We start from the raw sequence: 20,278 nt of genomic DNA, 5'->3' as shown, positions 1-20,278 counted from the left end.
GCTCCTCAGTACAGGAAGGCCGGCTCAGCGGCCTCCGGGTCGGACGGCGTGGTCTCCGCGGGCACCTCACGGGCGAAGCGGAGCAGGAGGAACACCTCGACCACCGCCAGTACGCCGTACAGCAGGGTGAGGACGATCAGGGAGGTCAGGACGCTGCCGGCGCCGACGCTGGGGGAGACGCCGTCACTCGTCTTCATCAGGCCGAACACGATCCAGGGCTGGCGGCCCATCTCGGTGAAGATCCAGCCGAGACTGTTGCCGAGCAGCGGCAGGAGCGGCACGGCCAGCGCCGCGCGGATGAGCCACTTGGACGGCGTCATCCGCTGCCGCCGCAGCAGCCACAGGGCAAGCAGCGCGATGGCCGCGGCCAGCACCCCGGACAGGATCATGAAGCGGAAGGTCCAGTAGGTCAGCGGGACGTTCGGCTTGTACGTTCCCGGGCCGAAGCGCTGCTCGTACGCCTTCTGCAGGTCGTTGATCCCCTCGACCTTGCCGCTCCAGGTGCTGGTCGCCAGGAACGACAGACCGTGCGGGACCTTGAGCGACCAGACCTCTTTGCTGCCGTCGAGCGAACCGATCGTCAGGATCGAGAAGGGCGCGGGCGACGAGGTGTCGTAGAGCGCCTCGGCGGCGGCCATCTTCATCGGCTGGGTGTCGGTCATGATCTTGGCCTGGATGTCGCCGGTGACGATCAGCGCGACGGCCGCGAGCAGGGTCGTGATCGCGCCCAGTTTGACGGCCGGCCGGAAGATGCTGCCGTGCTGACCGGGCCGGCGGAGCAGGTGCCACAACGCGATGCCCAGCATGAAGGCCCCGGCGGTGAGGAAGCTCGCGGCGATGGTGTGCGGGAAGGTGGCCAGGGCGACCTTGTTGGTCAGTACGGCCCCGAAGTCGTGCAGCTCGGCCCGGCCGGAGGCGGCGTTGTAGGTGTAACCACGCGGCCACTGCATCCACGAGTTGGCGGCCAGGATGAAGTACGCCGACAACTGGGTGCCGATGGCCACCAGCCAGATCGAGGCCAGATGCACCTTCTTCGGCAACCGGTCCCAGCCGAAGATCCACAGGCCGAGGAAGGTCGACTCGAGGAAGAACGCGAGCAGCCCCTCGATCGCCAGCGGCGCCCCGAAGATGTCACCGACGAACTTGGAGTAGGCGCTCCAGTTCATCCCGAACTGGAACTCCTGCACGATCCCGGTCACCACGCCGATGGCGAAGTTGATCAGGAACAGCTTTCCCCAGTACTGCGTCATCCGCCGGTACTTCTGCTGCCCGGTCCGGTACCACGCGGTGTGCAGCCCGGCGACCAGCGCGGACAGCCCGATCGTGATCGGCACGAACAGGAAGTGGTAGACGGTGATGATCCCGAACTGCCAGCGGGCAAGGTCTATGGCATCCATGGTTGTGACAGTCCCAACCAGCAGGTACCCGTGCCCAGAGCCGAAGGTCCCGGATGGCCCGGTCCCTCCGACCCTGCCGTCAGGTCCGTCCGCCGTTGTGCACGATCGCCACTGGGCAGCGCGCGTGGTGGAGGAGGCCGCGGGAGACCGAGCCGAGGCGGAGCTCGGTGAATTCGGTGCGGCCGAGGCCGCCGACGACGATCAGGTCCGCGTGCTGCGACTCCTTGGCGAGCACCTGAACGGGGTGACCCGGTTCGTAGTGGAGATGGAAGACGACGTCCGGGTACTTGTCGGGCCAGCCGGACACTGCTCCGGCCACGAGGGCCTCGGCGGTGTGGTGCCAGGGAGCGTGATCAGGGTCGAGCCAGAGGTCGGGTCGTGGGAAGGACTCGGGCACGTCCGGTACGTGCACGAGCGTCAGTTCGGCGCGGCGCTCGTCAGCGAGTTCGAAGGCGAATCCGAGCGCAGCCTGACCTGCTTGTGAGCCGTCGACGCCGACGACGATCTGATGCTGGGTGGGCTCTGTGGGGCGCCAGGTGTCCGGTATGACGATCAGGGTCGTGCGGGCCAGTGCCGCGCAGACCTGGGACGTGGAGCCCATCATGAGCTCGGCGAATCCCCCCGCGCCACGGCGGCCGATGACCAGTGCCGCGGCGTCGCGGGAAGCCTTGAGCAGCTCCTGGGCCGGGTTTCCGTAGCCGATCTCGAAGACGGCGTCGTCGGAGCCGAGGCGGGTGAGTTCGTCGGCAGCGTCGTCGAGGACCTCGCTTCCGTCATCGCGTCCGGGGGAGGTGGTCGGCGGTTGAGCCGTCCGCTCGTCGTCCACGATATGCAGAGCGCGCACGATCCAGCCCCGCTGGGCGGCCAGGTCGGCGGCCCAGTCGAGGGCGAGTAGTCCGTCCGCTGAGCCGTCGAGACCGACGACGACGGATGGCCGGCCGGTGCCGTGCGCTCCGGTGGCAGACGGCTGGTGTGCGTTCGCGGACATCAGAGGCACCTCTCGCTCGGGCAGTACTCCAGTCCCAGTCCACCCGCCGGCCGGCGCTCCGTACAGGGAGCAATGGCCTGACCGGGGACGACTTAGGTCCCGTCTTATTGGTGTGTTTTTGCTCTGCCTGGGCATCCGCGCGCGCGGGAGGGTCGAGGTGAGGAGAACATCCCGAGACCTGGAGGTCGACCGACCATGAAAGCGCTTGTTTACAACGGACCTGGCCAACGGAGCTGGCACGAGGTGCCGGACCCGGTGCTCCAGGATCCTGAAGACGCGATCGTGCGGGTGGACGCAGTCACGATCTGTGGCACGGACCTGCACATCCTCAAGGGCGACGTCCCCACCGTCACGCCCGGCCGGATCCTCGGCCACGAGGCGGTCGGGACGATCCTCAGTGTCGGCGACGGGGTTCGTGGCGTTCAGGCCGGTGACCGGGTGCTGATCTCGTGCATCAGCTCCTGCGGCCGGTGCGAATACTGCCGCAAGGGCCGGTACGGTCAGTGCCTCGGCGGTGGTGGCTGGATCCTCGGCCACCTGATCGATGGCACGCAGGCTGAGCTGGTCCGGGTGCCGTTCGCGGACCGGTCGGTCTACAAGCTGCCCGCCAACGTCAGCAACGAGACGGCCCTGCTGCTGGCCGACATCCTCCCCACCTCGTACGAGGTCGGCACGCTGGCCGGACAGGTCACGCCGGGCGACACCGTCGTCATCGTCGGGGCCGGCCCGATCGGCCTGGCGGCCGTCACGACCAGCAAGCTCTACAGTCCGTCGAGCGTGATCGTCGTCGACTCCGCGGTGGCCCGGCAGAAGGCGGCCCTGGACCACGGAGCCGATATGGCGTTCGGACCTGCCGACGACTTGGTCGAGACGATCAAGGAGCTGACCGGTGGGATGGGCGCCGATGTGGCGATCGAGGCGGTCGGCGTACCGGAGACGTTCGAGTTGTGCACCAAGGTGATCCGGCCGGGTGGCCGGGTGGCCAACGTCGGTGTCCACGGTGCTCCGGTGACGCTGCATCTGGAAGAGCTGTGGATCAAGGACGTGACGATCACCACCGGTCTGGTCGACACCTGGACCACGCCCCGGCTGCTCTCGATGGTGGCTGCCGGCCGGCTGTCGATGCCGGGCCTGATCACGCACCGCTTCGGCCTCGACGAGATGCAGGACGCGTACGACATCTTCTCCCGGGCCGGCGAGACCGGCGCGCTGAAGGTGGCGCTGTTCAGCGACGAGTCCAAGGAACTCGAGGGCTGAACTGATGCTCGAGCCGACCGATCGCGATCGCGACGAGCTGCTCCGGGCAGCCGTCGCGGCACCCTCGATGCACAACACGCAGCCGTGGCGGTTCCGCGTCGACGGCGCGGTGATCGAGGTGTATCGCGACCGGTCCCGGGAGCTTCCGGCCGAGGACCCGGACCGCCGGATGCTCCACCTGTCGCTCGGCGCGGCCGTCTTCAACCTCAGGGTCGAGGCGGCCCGCCTGGCGTACGGCGCCGTCGTGCGCACTGTGCTCGACCGCGGCCGGCCTGACCTGGTCGCCGAGGTCGAGCTCACGGCCGGTGGCGTGGAGGCAGAACAACTGCACCTGCTGGCGCCGGCGATCTGGGGCAGGCGGACGAACCGTCAGCCGTACTCCGAACAGCGCTTGCCGGCCGACGTCCGGCGGCTGCTGGACATGTCGGCCCGATTGGAAGGCGCCGAGCTGCAATGGCTGGACGAGGACGCGCGGCGCAACTGGCTCCACCTGGCAACCGCCGACGCCGGCATGGAAGACGACCGGAGTCTGGCCCGTACGACCGAACGCCGGCTCTGGGTCGGCGGTGAACGGAAGGTCGACGGAGTCCCCACGAGTGCGCTCGGCCCGCGCCCGACCCGGCTGGACGCATCGGTGCGGGACATGGCTGCCACGCCCGTCGAGGCGAGCCGGCCGATGGCGGTCTTCGAGCGCCATCCGCAGCTGGCGATCCTGGCCACCCGGCGGGACGGCCCGGCCGAGTGGCTGCGGGCCGGCCAGGCGATGGAACGAGTGTTGCTAGAGGCAACGGCTTCCGGGGTGTCCACCTCGTTGCTCAACCAGGCGATCGAACACGACCGGCTGCGGTGGCTGCTGCACGACCCGTTGGGCGCGTGGTCCAGGCCGCAGGCGGTGATCAGGTTCGGGTACGGCCCCACCGTACCGGCCACCCCGCGGCGGTCGATCGACGACGTTGTGTTGCCTTAGGCACCTGAATCGCAGGCATCCGCATAGGGCTGGACGATCTCGGGGTGCCAGCCGTCGGGACTCCCGAGCGGCGGTGAGTGGTAGACCTCCCACGCTGCGCCGGCCGCCTTGGCGTCGTGCCGGCGCAGCCAGTCGTCGACCAGGTCGTACGCCGTGCCGATCTCGTCGTACGGTCCGTCGTAGGCCGTGACCGCGACCGGCCCGGCAGGCAACAGCGACGGCTGGCTCGTACTGTTCCTCATCACCGGTATGGCCAGCGGGAAACCCGCCTCGACGATCACCTGTCCACTGGGCATCGGGTACTGGCGGCTGAACGGGAAACCGCTCGGCACGACCCGGCGCCGGCGCAGCAACTCGGCGAGTTCGCCGAGGGTGGCCGACACCCATCTGTGCACCTGCGCAGGCTGCAGCACAGTCCGCCGGACAACCGTGGACTGCGCCGCGAACGTTCGTGCCTCCACTACTGCGGTACGCATGCTCTTTCCTCCTCGCTCGAACGCTCAGCGGACGATCGCGACCGGGCAGTGCGCGTGGTGCAGGACCTGCTGGCTGGTTGAACCGAGCAGCAGGCCGGTGAAGCCGCCGTGGCCGCGTGATCCGACAACGAGGAGGTCGGCAGCTTCGGCTGCGTGCAGAAGTACACGGGCGGGCTGGCCGAGCACGAGTTCGACGTCGACCTCGGTGTCCGGGTGGTCCTGGCGTGGTCCGGCGAGGGATTCGGCCACGAGGACTTCTGCGACCTTCTCGAGCTGGGCGTAGTTGAACAGCACATCGCCGGCGGTGCCCTGGTACGTCGAGAACGGGCTGTTCCACGCGTGGACCGCGACGACGCGAGCACCGATCGTCTCGGCCTGTCCGAACGCGAAGTCGATCGCCTTCGCGGACAGTTTCGATCCGTCGACTCCGACGACGACGCGACGTGGCTGGTGCAGGCTCCGGATCGTGTCCGGTGGTACGACGACGACCGGGCAGTGGGCGTGGGCGCCGGCCTGGACGGCGACCGAGCCGACGATCATGCCGGTGAAGCCGCCCATTCCGCGGGTGCCGAGCACCAGCATCCGGGCGTTGGCGCTCTCGTCGATGAGGCTCGAGGCGGCAGCTCCCTCGAGGAGCACGGTGTCCACGTGGAGCCCGGGATACTTGAGCTGCAGGGCGGCCGCGAGGGCCTCGAGGCCGCGCTCGCGCACGGTCCGAAGCGCTGCCAGCGGCACCACCTTGCCGGGTGACGGGCGGTCGATGACGACGATCTCGAAGACTTCGGCGATCCGTAGCGGCGCGTTCTCCCGCACTGCTTCGGCCGTAGCCCAGTCGAGTGCCGCGGTGCCGGCTGGTGAGCCGTCGTAGCCGACGACGATCGGGGCGGTCTGTGACGACATGGTTCCTCCTCGAAGCTGGATCTCTCTGCTTCGACTCTCGTCGTCTGCCTGCCGTCCGGGCAGGGCTGTTGGTCCTGTCATGGGGAGTCCTCGGGCCTCCGCCACTCGGGCCGGCGAATCTCGGTCGACCGGCCCAACAGCTAGGGACCTTGGACCCTGCCGTGGCTGGCCCGGATCGCCGATTCTGAAGACTCAGGGGAGGCAGTCGACCCGCCGGATCCGGCACACCACGGAGGTGGCCGAAGCGCCACGAGATCCGCCGTCATCAGGACGGTCGCCGGTCCGGTGGGTCGGCGGTTCCCCTTGCGTCCACGAGCCGAGGGGGTATCGATGAGCACCGGTAATCCGCGACGAGGTGAGTTGTGGGTCGCGATGCAGGCCCGCCGGCTGGGCTTCGGCCGGAACCCGATGCGCCGCCCGTCCGATCGATTCGAGGCCGGCCTCACGCTACTGGTGCTGCTGACCGCGCTGTTGATGGTGCCGGCCGGCGCTGCCGCCGGTACTTCGGTACGCGACGCGAGCGAATCGCGGGCGGCCGCGCAGCGCGTGCTCCTGCGTCAGGTACAGGCCCGGACCACCGCGGACGCCCCCGCTCTGACCGGCCAGGAGATCGGGCGGATCACCTGGCCGGTCGTTGTTGTCTGGCAGGACGAGTACGGTTTCGACCATCGAGGCACCGCCGAGTCCGTGCTGGGCACCAAGGCCGGTACCGAGCTGTCCGTGTGGATCGACCGGGACGGCGCTCTGGCCGAAGCCCCACGACCCAGCGGTGACAGTGAAGCGCTCGGTTTCGCGGTCGGCATGGGCTCGATCGCGGGCGCATGGCTGGTCCTTTGGATCCTGCTCCTCGCGGCCCGCCGGCCGCTGAACCGGCGACGCGCGTCGGCCTGGGCGACCGAATGGCAACAGGTGGCTCCCCGCTGGACCCGCCGCGACACCTGAGACCCCTTGGCTCCTACGTCCAGTGGTCGAGGTCCGGATTGTCGACCTCCTGGCTGAAGCGCAGAAGGAGCCGGCCCAGGGCACGCAGGCCGGCCAGGATCTCGGTGGCCCGCAGCCGGAGCTGGGCGGTCTGACCGAACCGGATGAGCTCGAGCCGCAGGTCGTCCAGCTGGCTGACCAAATCCCTGAGTTCGTCGACGATGATCAGGTTCAACACCGCCAGCGCGTGCGGTGCCTCACTGTCCGGGGTGGCCGGAAGGAGCGGAAGTTCGTCGTCCTCAAGCCGCGCCAGAACCTTGTGCCGGTACGTACCGGACGTCCGCTGCAGGATCATCATCAGCTTCTCCGGCTCGGTCCAGCCCTCGGCCGTGCATTCGGCTTCGAGCTCGGCCAGGTCGTGCTCCCAACGGCTGATCTCGGCGCGCAGGGCGGTCAGGTTGGTCATCAGGACTCCTCGGCGCCGGTGTGGACGAAGGCGGAGACGGGGCGGCGTGGGGTGGTGTCTTGGACGGTGCTGTGGCCGAACCGGATGACCATGTGCGCGAAGCCGGGCTTGCCGGTGATGCGCTGAACCTTGCGGCGCAGGTCGTCGAACTCCAGTGGCTGGTTGAGGAACGCCGCTTTCAAGCCTTCACGGGTGGCGACCAACAGGGTGCGTTGGAGGGCGAGGCCGGCAGCGAGCTGGTCGGTCTTGGAATCGCCGGTGGTGAACAGAACAGCTAGTGCGGGTTCGGCCTCGAAGGTCGCACGTGCCCTGGTTTGGTCGGTCGGGCGGGTGCCGAGGTCGCGGACCGGTGCCGGATAGGCGGCCGACTGCGGACCGAGGACGGTGCTGGGGACGCCGTCGGTGGCGCGGATGCCGCCGACCCAGTGGGCGCGTTCGGCGCGGCGGTGCCAGTCGCCGATCTCGCGGAGGTCGGTGTCGATGAGCAGCCGGAGTACTTCGTGGACCTCGTCTGCGGGGAGCCAGGTGAGGTCGGCGTTTTCGGTCCTGGCGGCTTGGGTCAGGGCGATGAGTGCGTCGGTGGGTATTTTGACGGGCCGGACGGGTTCGCGGCTGGTGTGGCGGCGGGGGATCTCGTGGAAGAGTTCGGTGAGTTGGTGGTCGGGTGTGCCGGTGGGTTCGAGGACGATCCGGGCGACCAGCTCAGGTTCCGCCGGGTCGGGTACGAGTCCGAACCAGCTGTTGTAGCCGAGTGAGGCGGCGGCGCAGCGCAGGTTGAAGGTCGCGGCGCCGGCGGCGATTCGCATGGCCCGGCCGGTGGGGTCTTCGGCGGGCAGTGCCCGGGAGCCGTCCAGGTAGATGTCGATGGCGGGGCCGTTGACTTCGAAGCGCCAGGGTTGGGTGTTGTGCATGCTGGGTGCTGCGACGGCGGCGCTGAGCAGTACGTCGATCTGTTCCATGGACAGTTGCTGTTCGGACATGAGGGGCCTCCTCGACCTGCTCGCGCGGCAACTCCTGCCGCCTTCCCAGCCTCGGCCCGTAGTACGCGGGCGCGCAGCAGGCATGGGTCCCTACTGGTCGGGCCCTTCGGCACCAACGTCCATGACTACGTGCTCTGCCAGGACCGCCGTCTTGGCCGCGACGATCAGGGTGTCCCTACGAATCGGAAGGAAACACCATGAGCACCACATCGCACCGGCAGCACATCCCGGCAGTTACCGAGGATGTACCGGCAAGCACCACCCGGGTGGCGGCTGGGCGAGCACTCGCCGTCTTGCGGATCGCCTACGGCTTCACCTTCTTGTGGGCGTTCGTCGACAAGGTGTTCGGTCTTGGCTTTGCCACCAAGTCGGGCAAGGGCTGGATCGATGGTGGCGACCCGACGGCCGGGTTCCTCGGCAAGGGCGCGACCGGTCCGTTCGCGAGCTTCTACCACTCGCTGGTCGGTGACTTCTGGGTCACTCCGCTGTTCATGATCGGCCTGCTCGGCATCGGTCTCGCGCTGACGTTCGGGATCGGGATGCGGATCGCCGCGGTGGCCGGCACGCTGCTCTATGTGCTGATGTGGAGCGCGAGCCTGCCGCTCGAGACGAACCCCGTGATCGACGACCACATCATCGGCGCCATCACCCTGATCGCGCTTGCACTGGTTGCTGCTGGCAACGTGTGGGGTCTCGGCAAGATGTGGTCCAGCATGTCGATCGTCAAGCACTACCCCTGGCTGCGGTGAGCACCATGACCAAGCAACCTGTGATCCACGTGGGCGTCGACGGCTCCTGGCGAGACACGGGTGCACTGGAGTGGGCCTTGCAGGAATCTCTCATCCGCAAGGCCCCGCTCCGGGCGATCCACGTCATCGACGAGAAGCTGCGGTACGCGCCGTACTGGGAACCGAAAGTGGTCGACGACGCGGCCATCGACCTGGTCGAAGAGGTCCAGCAGAAGATGAAAGAACGGGACCCGGCCGTGGATCACTCCACCGAGGTCGTGCTGGGTCCGCCGGCGACAACGCTGGCCGAGCTGGCCGCCGGCAGCGTGATGCTGGTGGTCGGACGCCGGGGGATGAGTACGGTCAAGCGCCTGCTGGTCGGATCGACCTCCGAGGCCGTGGCGAACCTGGCCACCGTCCCGGTGATCGTCGTACCGGACGGCTGGACGCCATCCGGTCACGCCGGCCCGGTCGTGGTCGGGCTGGACGACTCGGGTGAATCCGAGGCCGCGGTCGAATTCGCGGCCGAGGCTGCGATCGAACGAGGAATTGCCCTGCGGATGGTGCATGTATGGGATCTGCCGCCCATCTACAGCTGGGAGTCGATGGAGGTCGAAGGTGCCCTCGACTCATGGTCGCGAACGGCCGAGCTGCACTTCGAGGCCGTTGCCCGGCAGTGGCGGCAGAAGTACCCGGACCTTGCCATCGAGGTCGACGTCCGTCGCGGGCACGCCGTCGACGGCCTGATCGCGGCAGCCGAAGCCGGCGACGCGCAGTTGCTCGTCATCGGCGGACGCCACCACAGCAAGGTGATCTCGGTCCTGCTCGGATCCGTCGCCAGAGGCGTCCTGCAGCACGCGACCTGCCCGGTCGCCGTCATCCGTCTCACCAAGGACGATGCCTGATCAGCTGGGGTGGGCGTTGAGGGGCGCGCGCAACTCCAGCACGGTGCCGTGCGGCTGATTGGACTGCAGCCGTACGGCACCACCCAATGCGGCGGCCCTTTCTTCCAGGTTGCGCAGACCGCTGCGCCGATCGGAGGGGCTGATGCCGACACCGTCGTCGGAGATCCGGGCCGTGACGTCCACACCGGTCACCGTGATCTCCACCTGAACGGCACTGGCCTGAGCATGCCGGACCACGTTCGACAGCGACTCCCGGACCGCGGCGATGATCTGCGGCCGCACGGACGCCGGTACGGCGGTATCGAGCGGTCCGGTGATGATCAACTCGGGGCGGAACCCCAGCGGCTCGGCGTACTCGGCGACCAGAGCCTGGAGGTCGGAGCGCAGCGACGGTCTCCCCGGCTGGCTCTGCAGCTCGAAGATCGCGCCGCGCAGGTCGCGGATGGTGGCATCGATATCCTCGACCGCCCGGGTGATCCGCTCCTGGACCTCGGGCCGCACCATCCGGTGCATGCCCTGTAGCTGCAGCCCGGTAGCGAACAGTCGCTGGATGACCAGATCGTGCAGGTCCTTGGCGATCCGGTCGCGGTCCTCCAGGACGGCGAGGATCGATCGGTTCTGCTGAGCCTGAGCGCGGTCGAGCGCCAGCGTGGCCTGGTTGGCGAACATCCGGACCAGGTCGGTGCCGACGGTCACGCCGAGGACCGCGCCGTGCTCGGCGGCGACCATCAGGATCCCGCCGGAGGTCCCGGTGCCGGCCGGCAGCGGCGCGAAGATGGTCCGGCCGAGGTCGCCCAGCTCAGGGAAGTCCGCGAGCTGCCCGGTCTCCTTGGCGAGGGTGGCGAGGTCTTCGACCACGACCTGCTCGTCGCTGCCGAGTACGTCGCGCAGGATCGGCCGGTCGGCGGCCAACCGCCGGCCGACGTACTTCGCGAACGCCGGCGGCCCGTCTACGGCCTGGACCACGAGGTCGCCGTCGTCGTGCAGGAACACCGCTCCGAACACCGACTCAGACACCTCGCGAGCCCGGGAGGCGATCAGTTGGAGGGCTTGCTGGGGGTCGAAGTCGCCGAGCATCAGCTGGGTGATCTCGGCGGTGACCTCGTGCCAGCGACGGCGGCGCTCGGTGTCGGCGTACAGGCGGGCGTTGTCGATCACCACGCCGGCCGCGGCGGCCAGTGCGGTCACGGCGCGCTCGTCGTCCTCGGTGAAGTCGGCGTTGTCCGCCTTCTCGGTCAGGTACAGGTTGCCGAACGCGTGCTCGCGGGTCCGGATCGGCACCCCGAGGAAGCTGCTCATCGGGGGATGGTTGGCCGGAAACCCGAACGAGCGCGGGTGCTCGGCCAGATCGGTGAGCCGGATCGGGGTGGGATGGTCGATCAGCAGGCCCAGGATGCCGTGGCCCTCGGGGTACGGGCCGATCGCGGCGATCTCTTCGGCGGTGACGCCGCGGGTGATGAAGCGGATCAGCCGCTTGCCGTCGGGCCCGACGACGCCCAGGGCGCCGTACCGGGCGCCGGCCAGTTCACAGGCGGCCGTGACGATCCGGTCCAGGGTGCTGTCGAGGTCGAGATCCGCGCCGATGCCGACGACCGCGTCGAGGAGGGCTCGAAGGCGCTCCTGGGAGTCCATGATCTCGTCCACGCGGCCCAGCAACTCCTGCAGCAGCGCATCGAGCCGGACGCGGGACAGGCTGGAGAACTCGAGCGTGCCCTCGTCCCAGGCACTTCGAGGTTCGCGTTCGTTCCCACCCATGCGGCCCACCGTACGGAACCCTTGCCGGATAGGGAACAGGCCCGACCACGGGCCGTAACCAGGGATCACTCGGGTGGGCAGGTCGAAGGTCCCCCGAAGAGCCGCCTTGGGTCCCGTCGATCGGTGCCCGGCGGCACTGCATCGGAGGCCGTCGCGAGCGAGACGCTGGCGGTAACAGAACGAGGAGGACGAAATGCGTACCTGGGCACGGACGGGACCGGTGGTCGTCGAGGTCGACGGCAGCGCCGAAGGCCTGCATGTCGTCGACTACGCGGCACTGGAGGCTTTGCGGTCCGGAGCCGGGCTGGTGCTGGTTGCGCCGTACCCGGCGCACAGCTCGTACAACCCGATGACAGCGGGCTATCAGCCGAAGCCACCCGCGGAGATCGCCGATGCCGCGTTGCGGCAGGCAGTCGCGCATGTCCGCCATCACTACGGTTACGAACTGCAGGTCACCGCGGTCTCCGAGGAGGGCGCCCGGCTGAAGGTGCTGCCACAGGTGGCCAGGCATGCCCGGTTGCTGGTCGTCGGCCGCAGTCGTGCCCGCGGCCCGCACCGGCTGGTCGCGGCCCAAAGCAACATCTTCCTGACCGCCCGGACCGGCTGCCCGGTGATCGTCGTGCCGCTGAGCTGGCGTCCCGGTCTGCTCGACCGGAAAGTTGCCGTGGGCATCGATGGGACGCCGTTGTCGGTCGAGGCGGTCGAGTTCGCCTTCCGGGAGACTGCCGAGCGCGAGGGCGAGCTGACGGTGGTGCACGCCCAGCACGCGCCGCGGCACGACCCGGTCGACGGTGATGTCGACAGCTCCTGGGTACGCCGGGGCGACCTGACCGTGTCGGAGACGCTGGCCGGCTGGGCCGACGAGTACCCCGAGGTCAAGGTGACCCGCTTCCTGACGGCCAAGCCGGTCGTCGAAGCGCTGGTCCGCGAAGGAGCGCAAGCCGGGCTCGTCGTGCTGGGCGCCCGGGCCGGCCGGCTGCCCGTCGGCGATCCGATCGCCCGCCGGGCAGTGGCTGCGATGGCCTGCCCGGTCGCGATCGTTCCGCATCACGTGATCGCTGGGGAGCGCGGACGGCAAGCCCGCGTGGTGCGCAGGGGTACCGACGTAGTGGTGCCGACATACTGAGCTGGTGAAGATCGCCGCCGGCCTGACCGGCTTGTGGGGTGGGCTGCGCGCGGACGTCATCGCCGGCGTGACAGTGGCCGCATACCTGGTGCCGCAAGCAATGGCCTACGCCCAGCTGGCCGGTCTGCCGCCGGTGGCCGGCCTGTGGGCAGTACTGGCTCCGCTTGCGGTCTACGCGGTCCTCGGTACGTCGCGGTTGCTCTCGGTCGGTCCTGAGTCGACGACGGCGCTCATCACCGCGGCAAGTCTCGGATCGCTGGCCGCTGGGGACCCTGCGCGGTACGCGATCCTGGCGGCCACACTCGCTCTGCTGGTGGGGGCCATCTGCCTGATCGCCTGGTTGCTCCGGCTCGGCTTTCTCGCCGATCTGCTGTCGAAGCCGGTGCTGATCGGCTACCTGGCGGGGATCGCGGTGATCATGGTCGCCGGTCAGCTCGGCCGGATGACCGGCGCGAGCGTTTCGGGGGAGTCGCCGGTCGCGGAGCTGATCTCGGCGGTACGGCACTTCGGCTCCTGGCATCCGGCGACCGTGGTGGTCTCCGTGGTCGCCCTCACCCTGCTCCTCGCGGCCGCCAAGTGGTTGCCACGATGGCCGGCGCCGCTCATGGTGATGGCTCTGGCGGCCGCAGTCACGGCAATCGCCGGCCTACGTGACCACGGAGTTGCCGTGATCGGCACTGTGCCGGCGGGCCTACCTGTTCCGGGCTTGCCCGCTCTGAACGTCGACGATCTGAAGCTCCTGGTCTTTCCGGCAGTGGGCGTCGCGCTGGTCGGCTACACCGACACCGTGCTGACCGGCCGGGCTTTCGCCACTGATCGCCATGAGCGGATCGATGCCGACCAGGAGCTGCTCGCCCTGGGTGTCGCCAACCTGACTGCAGGGACTCTGCACGGTTTCCCGGTGAGTAGTAGTGGCAGCCGTACGGCGGTAGCGGTGGCCGCAGGCGCCAAGAGTCAGCTGTACTCCCTGGTCGCGCTGGCATGTGTCGTGGCGACGCTGCTGTTCGCCGGTCCACTCCTGTCCACCTTCCCGATCGGCGCGCTCGGCGCCCTGGTCGTCTACGCCGCGGTGCGTCTCGTCGAGGTCGGTGAGTTCCGCCGGATCGCCCGGTTCCGTCGCAGCGAGTTGATCCTGGCGGTGGCGACCTGTGTCGGCGTCGTCGCGCTCGATGTCCTGTACGGCGTACTGGTGGCGGTCGCGTTGTCCGTGCTCGACCTGTTCCGTCGGGTGGCCCGGCCGCACGACGGCATTCTCGGAATCGTTCCGGGAGTCCCTGGTATGCACGACATCGACGACTACCCGACGGCGGAGCCCGTTCCTGGGCTGGTCGTCTATCGGTACGACTCGCCACTGTTCTTCGCCAATGCGGAGAACTTCCATCGCCGGGCGCTGGCGGCGGTCGACGCCTCGCCCGTGCCGGTCCGGTGGCTGCTGCTCAACGCCGAGGCGAACATCGAGATCGACATCACCGCGATCGATGCGCTCGACGCCCTGCGCGAGGAGCTGGAGCAGCGCGGCGTCGTACTCGCCCTGGCGCGGGTCAAACAGGAGCTCCGCGACGACCTCGAAGCGGCCGGCTTCCTGGACCGGCTCGGCCCGGACCGCGTCTTCTTCACCCTCCCGACCGCGGTCGAGGCCTTCCACGCCGCTACCGACAAGGAGTAGCGACTGCTGTCATCGGAGGTCTTTCGGACGTTCACCCCAGGCGACGAGGCGGCGGCCGTCGAGGACCTCGATGGCCAGCCGGATCAGGTGCTGGTCGCGATTCGGCGCCCAGGGGTGGATCGGCAAGGTGCTCCGGACGGCCTCTGCCTCGTCGGGGTCGACGACCGACAGATGGCCGGTCGCAGTGACGGACCAGCCCAGGTGCCGGTCCCGGTCGACGTCGTCGACCTCGAAGGCGACCACGTCGCCACGCTCCGCGGCCCGGTACATGTCCCCGTCCGCAGTGGCGAAGACGACCGCCCGGTCGTCGATGGCGAAGTTGACCAGCCGGATGACGGGGAGGCCGCCCTGGGTGAAGACGAGCCGGCCGACCGGGACCGAGCCGAGCAGTTTCAGGCAGTCGGTCTCGTCGAGGATCTGCAGGCCGGAGTGGTCGAACCGGCGCGGTGGGGCACTCATCGTGGCCCCTTTCCGGGGAGAGGGCGGTCTAGTCTGGCCAGGAGGATCGAAGGCGAGAGCGGGAGAGAAGCAATATGACGATCAAGGTGTTCCTGCTCGACGACCATGAGGTGGTCCGGCTCGGGCTGCGGCAACTGCTGGAGGCCGAGGACGACATCGAGGTGATCGGTGAGGCCGGCACGGCGGCTCAGGCGGTCGCGCGGATCCCGGCGTTGCGGCCGGATGTCGCGGTCCTGGATGTGCGGCTGCCCGACGGGGACGGCATCTCGGTCTGCCGGGAGGTCCGCTCGGCGATAGACGAGCCGCCCGCGTGCCTGATGCTGACGTCGTACTCCGATGACGAGGCGCTCTTCACCGCGATCATGGCCGGTGCGGCGGGGTACCTGCTCAAGCAGGTCAGCGGTACCGACCTGATCGGTGCGGTTCGCCGGCTGGCGGCGGGGGAGTCGTTGCTCGATCCGGCGATGACGACGGCGGTGCTGGAACGGCTGCGGCACCCGGCCGAGGAGGACGAGGACCCGAGGTACAAGTCGCTGACCGAGCAGGAGCGCAAGATCCTCGATCTGATCGCCGAGGGCAAGACGAACCGGCAGATCGCGCAGGACATGTTCCTGGCGGAGAAGACGGTGAAGAACTACGTCTCCGGCCTGCTCCGCAAGCTGGACATGGAACGCCGCACCGAGGCCGCCGTCTACGCCGTCGAGCGGACCAAGCAGCGCCCACCGAAGTGACTCGCCACGGCGGACTTGCCGGTTGGTGCCGCTCATCGCCCGCTCCGTCCGGCCCGTGGGTACCGCTGCTTCTCATCGAACCTGCCGGCAGGGCCCGTGGCTCAGTGCCATTGGCCCTCAAAATCCGGGACCGACGTCCCGAACCGATCCGGTCAGGCCACCGCATAGGGTTCCGGTATGGGAAGCAGTGTGTACATCGCATCGGTGGAGGGGTACACCGGGAAGTCGACCGTGGCGCTGGGGGTGCTCCAGCAGTTGTCCCGGCGGGTCGAGCGGGTGTCGGTGTTCCGGCCGATCGTGCGACCGGACACCGCACAGTACGGCGGGCGGGACTACGTGCTGGATCTGCTCACCTCGCATGACGCTGTTTCGCTGTCGTACGACGAGTGCGTCGGGGTCACCTACGACGAGGTGCACGCGGATCCCGATGCGGCGCTGGACCGGATCGTGCAGCGGTACCGTCACGTGGCGGAGCGGGGAGATCCCGTACTGATCGTCGGCAGCGACTACACCGACGTCGGGACGCCGACCGAGTTCTCCTACAACGCGAGGATCGCCGCCAACCTGGGCGCGCCCGTGCTGCTGGTGCTGAACGGCTCGGGGCGCACCCCCGAGAACCTGCGCACGCTGATCGACATGGCTACCGCTGAGCTGACCGCGAATCACGGGTCCTTGTTCGCGGTCATCGCCAATCGGGTCAGCGAGGACGAGCTCGACCAGGCGATTGCGGCGTTGGGTGGGGCCGGCGTACCGGCGTACGCGATCCCGGAAGCGCCGTTGCTCAGTGCGCCCGCTGTGGCGGATTTGGTGAGCGCTGTCGACGGCCAACTGCTCAGCGGTGATCCGCGGCTGCTGTCCCGCGAGGTCAGCGGCTTGCTGGTGGCAGCGATGACGATGCCGAACGTGCTCGACCGGCTGTTCGAGGGGGCGGCGGTGATCACCGCGGCGGACCGGCCGGAGGTGGTCGTAGGGGTGCTGATGGCGCACGCGTCGCAGAACTTCCCGCAGGTGTCGGCGATCTTCCTCAACGGCGGGTTCGCGCTGCCCCCGCAGATCCTGCGGCTGATCGAGGGCATCGGGAGCACGATGCCGCTGATCGAGACCGGCCTGGGGACGCACGCGGCGTCGACGGCGCTGACCGCGGTGCGTGGCCGGCTGACCAAGAACTCGTCGCGCAAGGTGGACCGGGCGCTCGCGTTGTTCGACCAGCATGTCGACGGTCCTGCGCTGCTGGATCGGCTCGAGGTTGCGCGTAGTGGTGCGGTGACTCCGTTGATGTTCGAGCACCAGCTGATCGACGAGGCTGTTGCCAACCGCAAGCATGTCGTGTTGCCCGAGGGCGAGGAAGAGCGGATCCTGCGGGCGGCTGACGTCGTACTGCGCCGGGGTGTGGCAGACCTGACACTGCTCGGCGATTCAGTGGTGATCAGCGCGAAGGCGGCCGCGCTGGGGGTGGACATCTCGGCCGCGCGGATCCTCAGCCCGGACGACGAGGAGCTGGGGGAGCGGTTCGCGCAGGAGTACCACCGGCTGCGGCAGCACCGGGGCGTCGACCTGGACAAGGCCCGCGAAGTCGTCAGGGACGTCTCGTACTTCGGCACCATGATGGTGCAGCTCGGCCTGGCGGACGGGATGGTGTCGGGGTCGGTGCACACGACGGCCCACACGATCCGTCCGGCGTTGGAGGTCGTCAAGACGCTGCCTGGAGTTTCGGTCGTGTCCTCGGTCTTCTTCATGTGCTTGGAGAATCAGGTCCTCGTGTACGGCGACTGCGCGGTCAATCCCGATCCGACGGCGGAGCAGCTGGCCGACATCGCGATCTCGTCGGCGGCGACCGCAGCTGCTTTCGGCGTCGAGCCGCGGGTGGCGATGCTGTCGTACTCGACCGGTACGTCGGGCAGCGGTACCGATGTGGAGAAGGTGTCGAAGGCAACTGGGATCGTCCGGGAGCGGGCGCCTTCGTTGCTGGTGGAGGGGCCGATTCAGTACGACGCGGCGATCGACAGTGCGGTGGCCCGGACGAAGTTGCCGGACTCGGAGGTTGCCGGGCGGGCGACGGTGTTCATCTTCCCGGACCTCAATACGGGCAACAACACGTACAAGGCGGTGCAGCGTTCAGCCAATGCGGTTGCCGTGGGGCCGGTGCTGCAGGGATTGCGGAGGCCGGTGAACGATTTGTCTCGAGGAGCCACCGTGCGGGACATCATCAATACTGTGGCGATCACGGCGGTGCAGGCGCAGTATGGCGGTACAGCCGATGAGTGACCACGTGCTGGTGATCAACGCGGGCTCGTCGTCGCTGAAGTACAGCCTGATCGACGGCGCGTCCGGCGAGGCGGCCGCGTCCGGCCTGGTCGAACGCATCGGTGAGCCCGAAAGTCGCCACCTGCACCGCGGCCCGGACGGCGAGACGAGTGCGACCCTGAAGATCGCATCCCACGAGGACGCGATGCGGGCGGTGATCAGCGCCTTCGAAGAGTACGGGCCGTCCTTCGACGATATCGAGATCGTTGCCATCGGCCACCGTGTCGTGCACGGCGGTTCGCGGTTCGCCGATCCGGTGCTGATCGACGACGAACTGGTTGCCGCTGTCACCGAGCTGGTGCCGCTGGCCCCGCTGCACAATCCGGCCAACCTGGAAGGAATCCGGGTGGCCCGGCAGCTGTTCCCCGATCACCCGCAGGTCGCGGTGTTCGACACGGCTTTCCATCAGACGCTCCCACCTGAGGCCTACACCTACGCAGTACCGCTGGAGTGGCGCGATGACCACGGCATCCGCCGGTACGGTTTCCACGGCACCTCGCACGCCTTCGTCTCGGCCGAGGCGGCCCGAGTGCTCGGGCGCGACCTAGGTGACCTGAACCTGATCGTGCTCCACCTGGGCAACGGCTGCTCGGCAACGGCCGTTCGCGGGGGAGTGTCGGTCGAGACCTCGATGGGAATGACCCCGCTCGAAGGCCTGGTGATGGGCACCCGCTCCGGCGACCTCGACCCGGCCATCCACGCCCACCTGGTCCGCGAACTCGGCTGGACCGTCGACAAGATCGACCGCGCCCTGAACCACGAGTCCGGCCTCAAAGGCATCGCCGGCGACAACGACTTCCGCGAACTGACCACCCGCCGATCCGCAGGCGACCCTCATGCCCAGTTGGCCTTCGACATCTACTGCCACCGCCTCAAGAAGTACATCGGCGCGTACTACGCCGTCCTCGGCACCGTAGACGCGATCGTCTTCACCGCCGGTGTAGGCCAACACTCCGCCGGAGTCCGCGCCACCACTCTCACAGGCCTAGAACGCCTAGGCATCCATCTCGACCCCGCCCGCAACAACCACCCCACCCCCACCACTATCTCCACCCCCGACAGCCCAGTCACCATCCTGGTGATCCCCACCAACGAAGAATGGCAAATAGCCCGCGAAACCCTCGCCCTGCTCGAGCCCCACGACTAGGGACCAAAGACCCTGTCGCTGGATCTAGGTCGCCGACCAGACTCGCTGCTTGTGTACGTGATGGCGTAGCAGCGTCAGGAGGCGGTTGGTGATGATCGGTATGTCGGCGGTGGAGCGAAATCGGTTGGAGGATCTGCTCGGCGAGCCGTTGCTTGCTGCGGATCCGTTGATCGATCTCAAGCAGGCGGCGGCTGTGCTGGATGTGACTGTTGCTGTCGTGCGGAGCATGCTCGACTCCGGGGCTTTGCCTCGGCAGAACACGGCGCAAGGGAAGCTGTCCACGAGGACCGTGCGGCTGGCGGATGTGCTTGCGTGGGTGGAGGCGCCGGCGCGCATCAATGTGGCGGAGGCGGCCCGCATCCTCGGGGAATCCACGACCGCCGTTCACCGGTTGAGTGCGGTTCGGCTGCTCACGTGGCATGGTGGGCAACTGCCGCTGGCCCGGGCCGAGGTAGAAGGTCTGGCGCTGCGGCGACGCAATTGGCTCGGCCTTGCCGAGGCAGCGAAGGCACTGCGCGTGACGCCAGAGGAGGTTCACCGGTTGCTGAGCTCGGGCACCTTGTTGCACACCAACGACGTCAGCCGCCCCGTGGATCGTGCGCAGATCCCGCCACCGCACCAGCCCGCCCAGGCGTCGACGAGGGCGTCGACGTGGTTCCGGTAGCTCAGGAGGACCGTCATGCCACGGCAGATCATCACGACCGCGAACGCGCCGGCCTCGCCGCTCTACAGCCAAGGGGTCAAGGCCGGACCCCACATCCTCGTCTCGGGCATCGTCGGCATCGACCCGGGTACCGGCAAGCTGGTCGAGCACACGATCCAAGCTCAGACGCGGCAGGCGCTGGCGAATTGTGAGGCCGTTCTGCAAGCCGGCGGTGCCGGACTGGACGACGTCATCGAGGTCGGCATCCTGCTCACGGACCCGGCCGACTTCGCCGGGCTCAACGAGGAGTACGGGCGGTGGTTTCCGGCCGACCCGCCGACTCGCTACGTGGCCAAGCTCGGCGTCGATCTCCCTGACCTGCTCGTCTCGATCAGGATGACCGCGTTCGTAGGTTGACTGCTGCGGCGGGAAGTCAAGTCCGCTTGAGGGGTAGGGTTTCGC

The 20,278-nt window shown here is 68.5% G+C and carries 20 protein-coding genes; 12 read left to right on the top strand and 8 right to left on the bottom strand.

Annotated elements, in window-relative coordinates; translation table 11 throughout:
• Positions 1-5: 5 nt before the first annotated feature.
• Both OHA70_RS33515 and OHA70_RS33510 read right to left on the bottom strand, forming a co-directional pair.
• Positions 6-1,397, bottom strand: a complete 1,392-nt coding sequence (locus tag OHA70_RS33515; protein ID WP_328324537.1) for a cytochrome ubiquinol oxidase subunit I — start codon at positions 1,395-1,397, stop codon at positions 6-8.
• A gap of 79 nt (positions 1,398-1,476) precedes the next feature.
• Positions 1,477-2,385, bottom strand: a complete 909-nt coding sequence (locus tag OHA70_RS33510; RefSeq protein WP_328324535.1) for a universal stress protein — start codon at positions 2,383-2,385, stop codon at positions 1,477-1,479.
• Between the two features lie 195 nt (positions 2,386-2,580).
• On the opposite strand from OHA70_RS33510, the gene OHA70_RS33505 reads away from it, so the two are divergent.
• Together OHA70_RS33505 and OHA70_RS33500 are read left to right on the top strand one after the other, a co-directional pair.
• Positions 2,581-3,642: a zinc-dependent alcohol dehydrogenase family protein gene (locus OHA70_RS33505; protein ID WP_328324533.1), complete on the top strand. Its 1,062-nt coding sequence runs from the start codon at positions 2,581-2,583 to the stop codon at positions 3,640-3,642.
• 4 nt (positions 3,643-3,646) lie between these two features.
• Positions 3,647-4,609 carry an Acg family FMN-binding oxidoreductase gene (locus OHA70_RS33500; RefSeq protein WP_328324531.1) on the top strand — a complete coding sequence of 321 codons (963 nt, stop codon included), beginning with the start codon at positions 3,647-3,649 and terminating at the stop codon, positions 4,607-4,609.
• Here the strand turns inward: OHA70_RS33500 and OHA70_RS33495 are convergent.
• Complete coding sequence (locus OHA70_RS33495; RefSeq protein WP_328324529.1) at positions 4,606-5,085, bottom strand: GyrI-like domain-containing protein; 480 nt, start codon at positions 5,083-5,085, stop codon at positions 4,606-4,608. The two genes, OHA70_RS33500 and OHA70_RS33495, sit on opposite strands and share 4 nt — an antisense overlap.
• Before the next feature lie 24 nt (positions 5,086-5,109).
• A complete protein-coding gene (locus tag OHA70_RS33490; RefSeq protein WP_328324527.1) occupies positions 5,110-5,985 on the bottom strand; it encodes a universal stress protein in 876 nt (291 codons plus the stop codon).
• Between the two features lie 330 nt (positions 5,986-6,315).
• Here OHA70_RS33490 and OHA70_RS33485 point away from each other — a divergent pair, with 330 nt between their 5' ends.
• On the top strand, positions 6,316-6,927 hold the full coding sequence (locus OHA70_RS33485) for an Rv1733c family protein (protein ID WP_328324525.1): 612 nt from the start codon (positions 6,316-6,318) through the stop codon (positions 6,925-6,927).
• 13 nt (positions 6,928-6,940) lie between these two features.
• On the opposite strand, the gene OHA70_RS33480 is transcribed toward OHA70_RS33485, so the two are convergent.
• Together OHA70_RS33480 and OHA70_RS33475 are read right to left on the bottom strand one after the other, a co-directional pair.
• Positions 6,941-7,372, bottom strand: coding sequence for a hypothetical protein (locus OHA70_RS33480; protein ID WP_328324523.1), 432 nt, complete (start codon positions 7,370-7,372; stop codon positions 6,941-6,943).
• On the bottom strand, positions 7,372-8,436 hold the full coding sequence (locus OHA70_RS33475) for an Acg family FMN-binding oxidoreductase (RefSeq protein WP_328324521.1): 1,065 nt from the start codon (positions 8,434-8,436) through the stop codon (positions 7,372-7,374). Before OHA70_RS33475 ends, OHA70_RS33480 begins: the two co-directional genes overlap by 1 nt.
• A 113-nt stretch (positions 8,437-8,549) precedes the next feature.
• On the opposite strand from OHA70_RS33475, the gene OHA70_RS33470 reads away from it, so the two are divergent.
• Both OHA70_RS33470 and OHA70_RS33465 read left to right on the top strand, forming a co-directional pair.
• Positions 8,550-9,101, top strand: coding sequence for a hypothetical protein (locus OHA70_RS33470; RefSeq protein WP_328324519.1), 552 nt, complete (start codon positions 8,550-8,552; stop codon positions 9,099-9,101).
• Between the two features lie 5 nt (positions 9,102-9,106).
• Positions 9,107-9,985 (top strand): universal stress protein, encoded by an 879-nt coding sequence (locus OHA70_RS33465; RefSeq protein WP_328324515.1) that lies wholly within the window; start codon positions 9,107-9,109, stop codon positions 9,983-9,985.
• Here the strand turns inward: OHA70_RS33465 and OHA70_RS33460 are convergent, their stop codons facing one another.
• Positions 9,986-11,740, bottom strand: coding sequence for a GAF domain-containing sensor histidine kinase (locus tag OHA70_RS33460; protein ID WP_328324513.1), 1,755 nt, complete (start codon positions 11,738-11,740; stop codon positions 9,986-9,988).
• A gap of 193 nt (positions 11,741-11,933) precedes the next feature.
• On the opposite strand from OHA70_RS33460, the gene OHA70_RS33455 reads away from it, so the two are divergent.
• Together OHA70_RS33455 and OHA70_RS33450 are read left to right on the top strand one after the other, a co-directional pair.
• On the top strand, positions 11,934-12,866 hold the full coding sequence (locus tag OHA70_RS33455; protein WP_328324511.1) for a universal stress protein: 933 nt from the start codon (positions 11,934-11,936) through the stop codon (positions 12,864-12,866).
• 4 nt (positions 12,867-12,870) lie between these two features.
• Complete coding sequence (locus OHA70_RS33450) at positions 12,871-14,532, top strand: SulP family inorganic anion transporter (RefSeq protein WP_328324509.1); 1,662 nt, start codon at positions 12,871-12,873, stop codon at positions 14,530-14,532.
• Positions 14,533-14,541: 9 nt separating this feature from the next.
• Here OHA70_RS33450 and OHA70_RS33445 read toward each other — a convergent pair whose 3' ends face one another.
• Positions 14,542-14,991 (bottom strand): pyridoxamine 5'-phosphate oxidase family protein, encoded by a 450-nt coding sequence (locus tag OHA70_RS33445; RefSeq protein ID WP_328324506.1) that lies wholly within the window; start codon positions 14,989-14,991, stop codon positions 14,542-14,544.
• A 74-nt stretch (positions 14,992-15,065) separates the two neighbouring features.
• Between OHA70_RS33445 and OHA70_RS33440 the strand changes: the two genes are divergently transcribed.
• The 5 genes from OHA70_RS33440 to OHA70_RS33420 all read left to right on the top strand — a co-directional run bounded on the left by OHA70_RS33440 (position 15,066) and on the right by OHA70_RS33420 (position 20,233).
• On the top strand, positions 15,066-15,722 hold the full coding sequence (locus tag OHA70_RS33440; RefSeq protein WP_328324504.1) for a response regulator transcription factor: 657 nt from the start codon (positions 15,066-15,068) through the stop codon (positions 15,720-15,722).
• Positions 15,723-15,899: 177 nt separating this feature from the next.
• A complete protein-coding gene (gene pta / locus OHA70_RS33435) occupies positions 15,900-17,987 on the top strand; it encodes a phosphate acetyltransferase (RefSeq protein WP_328324502.1) in 2,088 nt (695 codons plus the stop codon).
• Positions 17,980-19,173, top strand: a complete 1,194-nt coding sequence (locus OHA70_RS33430; protein WP_328324500.1) for an acetate/propionate family kinase — start codon at positions 17,980-17,982, stop codon at positions 19,171-19,173. Before pta ends, OHA70_RS33430 begins: the two co-directional genes overlap by 8 nt.
• Before the next feature lie 91 nt (positions 19,174-19,264).
• A complete protein-coding gene (locus OHA70_RS33425; RefSeq protein WP_328324498.1) occupies positions 19,265-19,837 on the top strand; it encodes a helix-turn-helix transcriptional regulator in 573 nt (190 codons plus the stop codon).
• A gap of 15 nt (positions 19,838-19,852) precedes the next feature.
• The gene (locus OHA70_RS33420) at positions 19,853-20,233 is read left to right on the top strand and encodes a RidA family protein (RefSeq protein ID WP_328324496.1); all 381 of its coding nucleotides are present in this window, start codon (positions 19,853-19,855) and stop codon (positions 20,231-20,233) included.
• The last annotated feature ends 45 nt before the right edge of the window (positions 20,234-20,278 follow it).

It is taken from the genome of Kribbella sp. NBC_00382, from assembly GCF_036067295.1.
Taxonomy (GTDB): domain Bacteria; phylum Actinomycetota; class Actinomycetes; order Propionibacteriales; family Kribbellaceae; genus Kribbella.
Note: the sequence above shows the minus strand (reverse complement) of the source record. Positions and strands in the feature narration are given on the sequence as shown.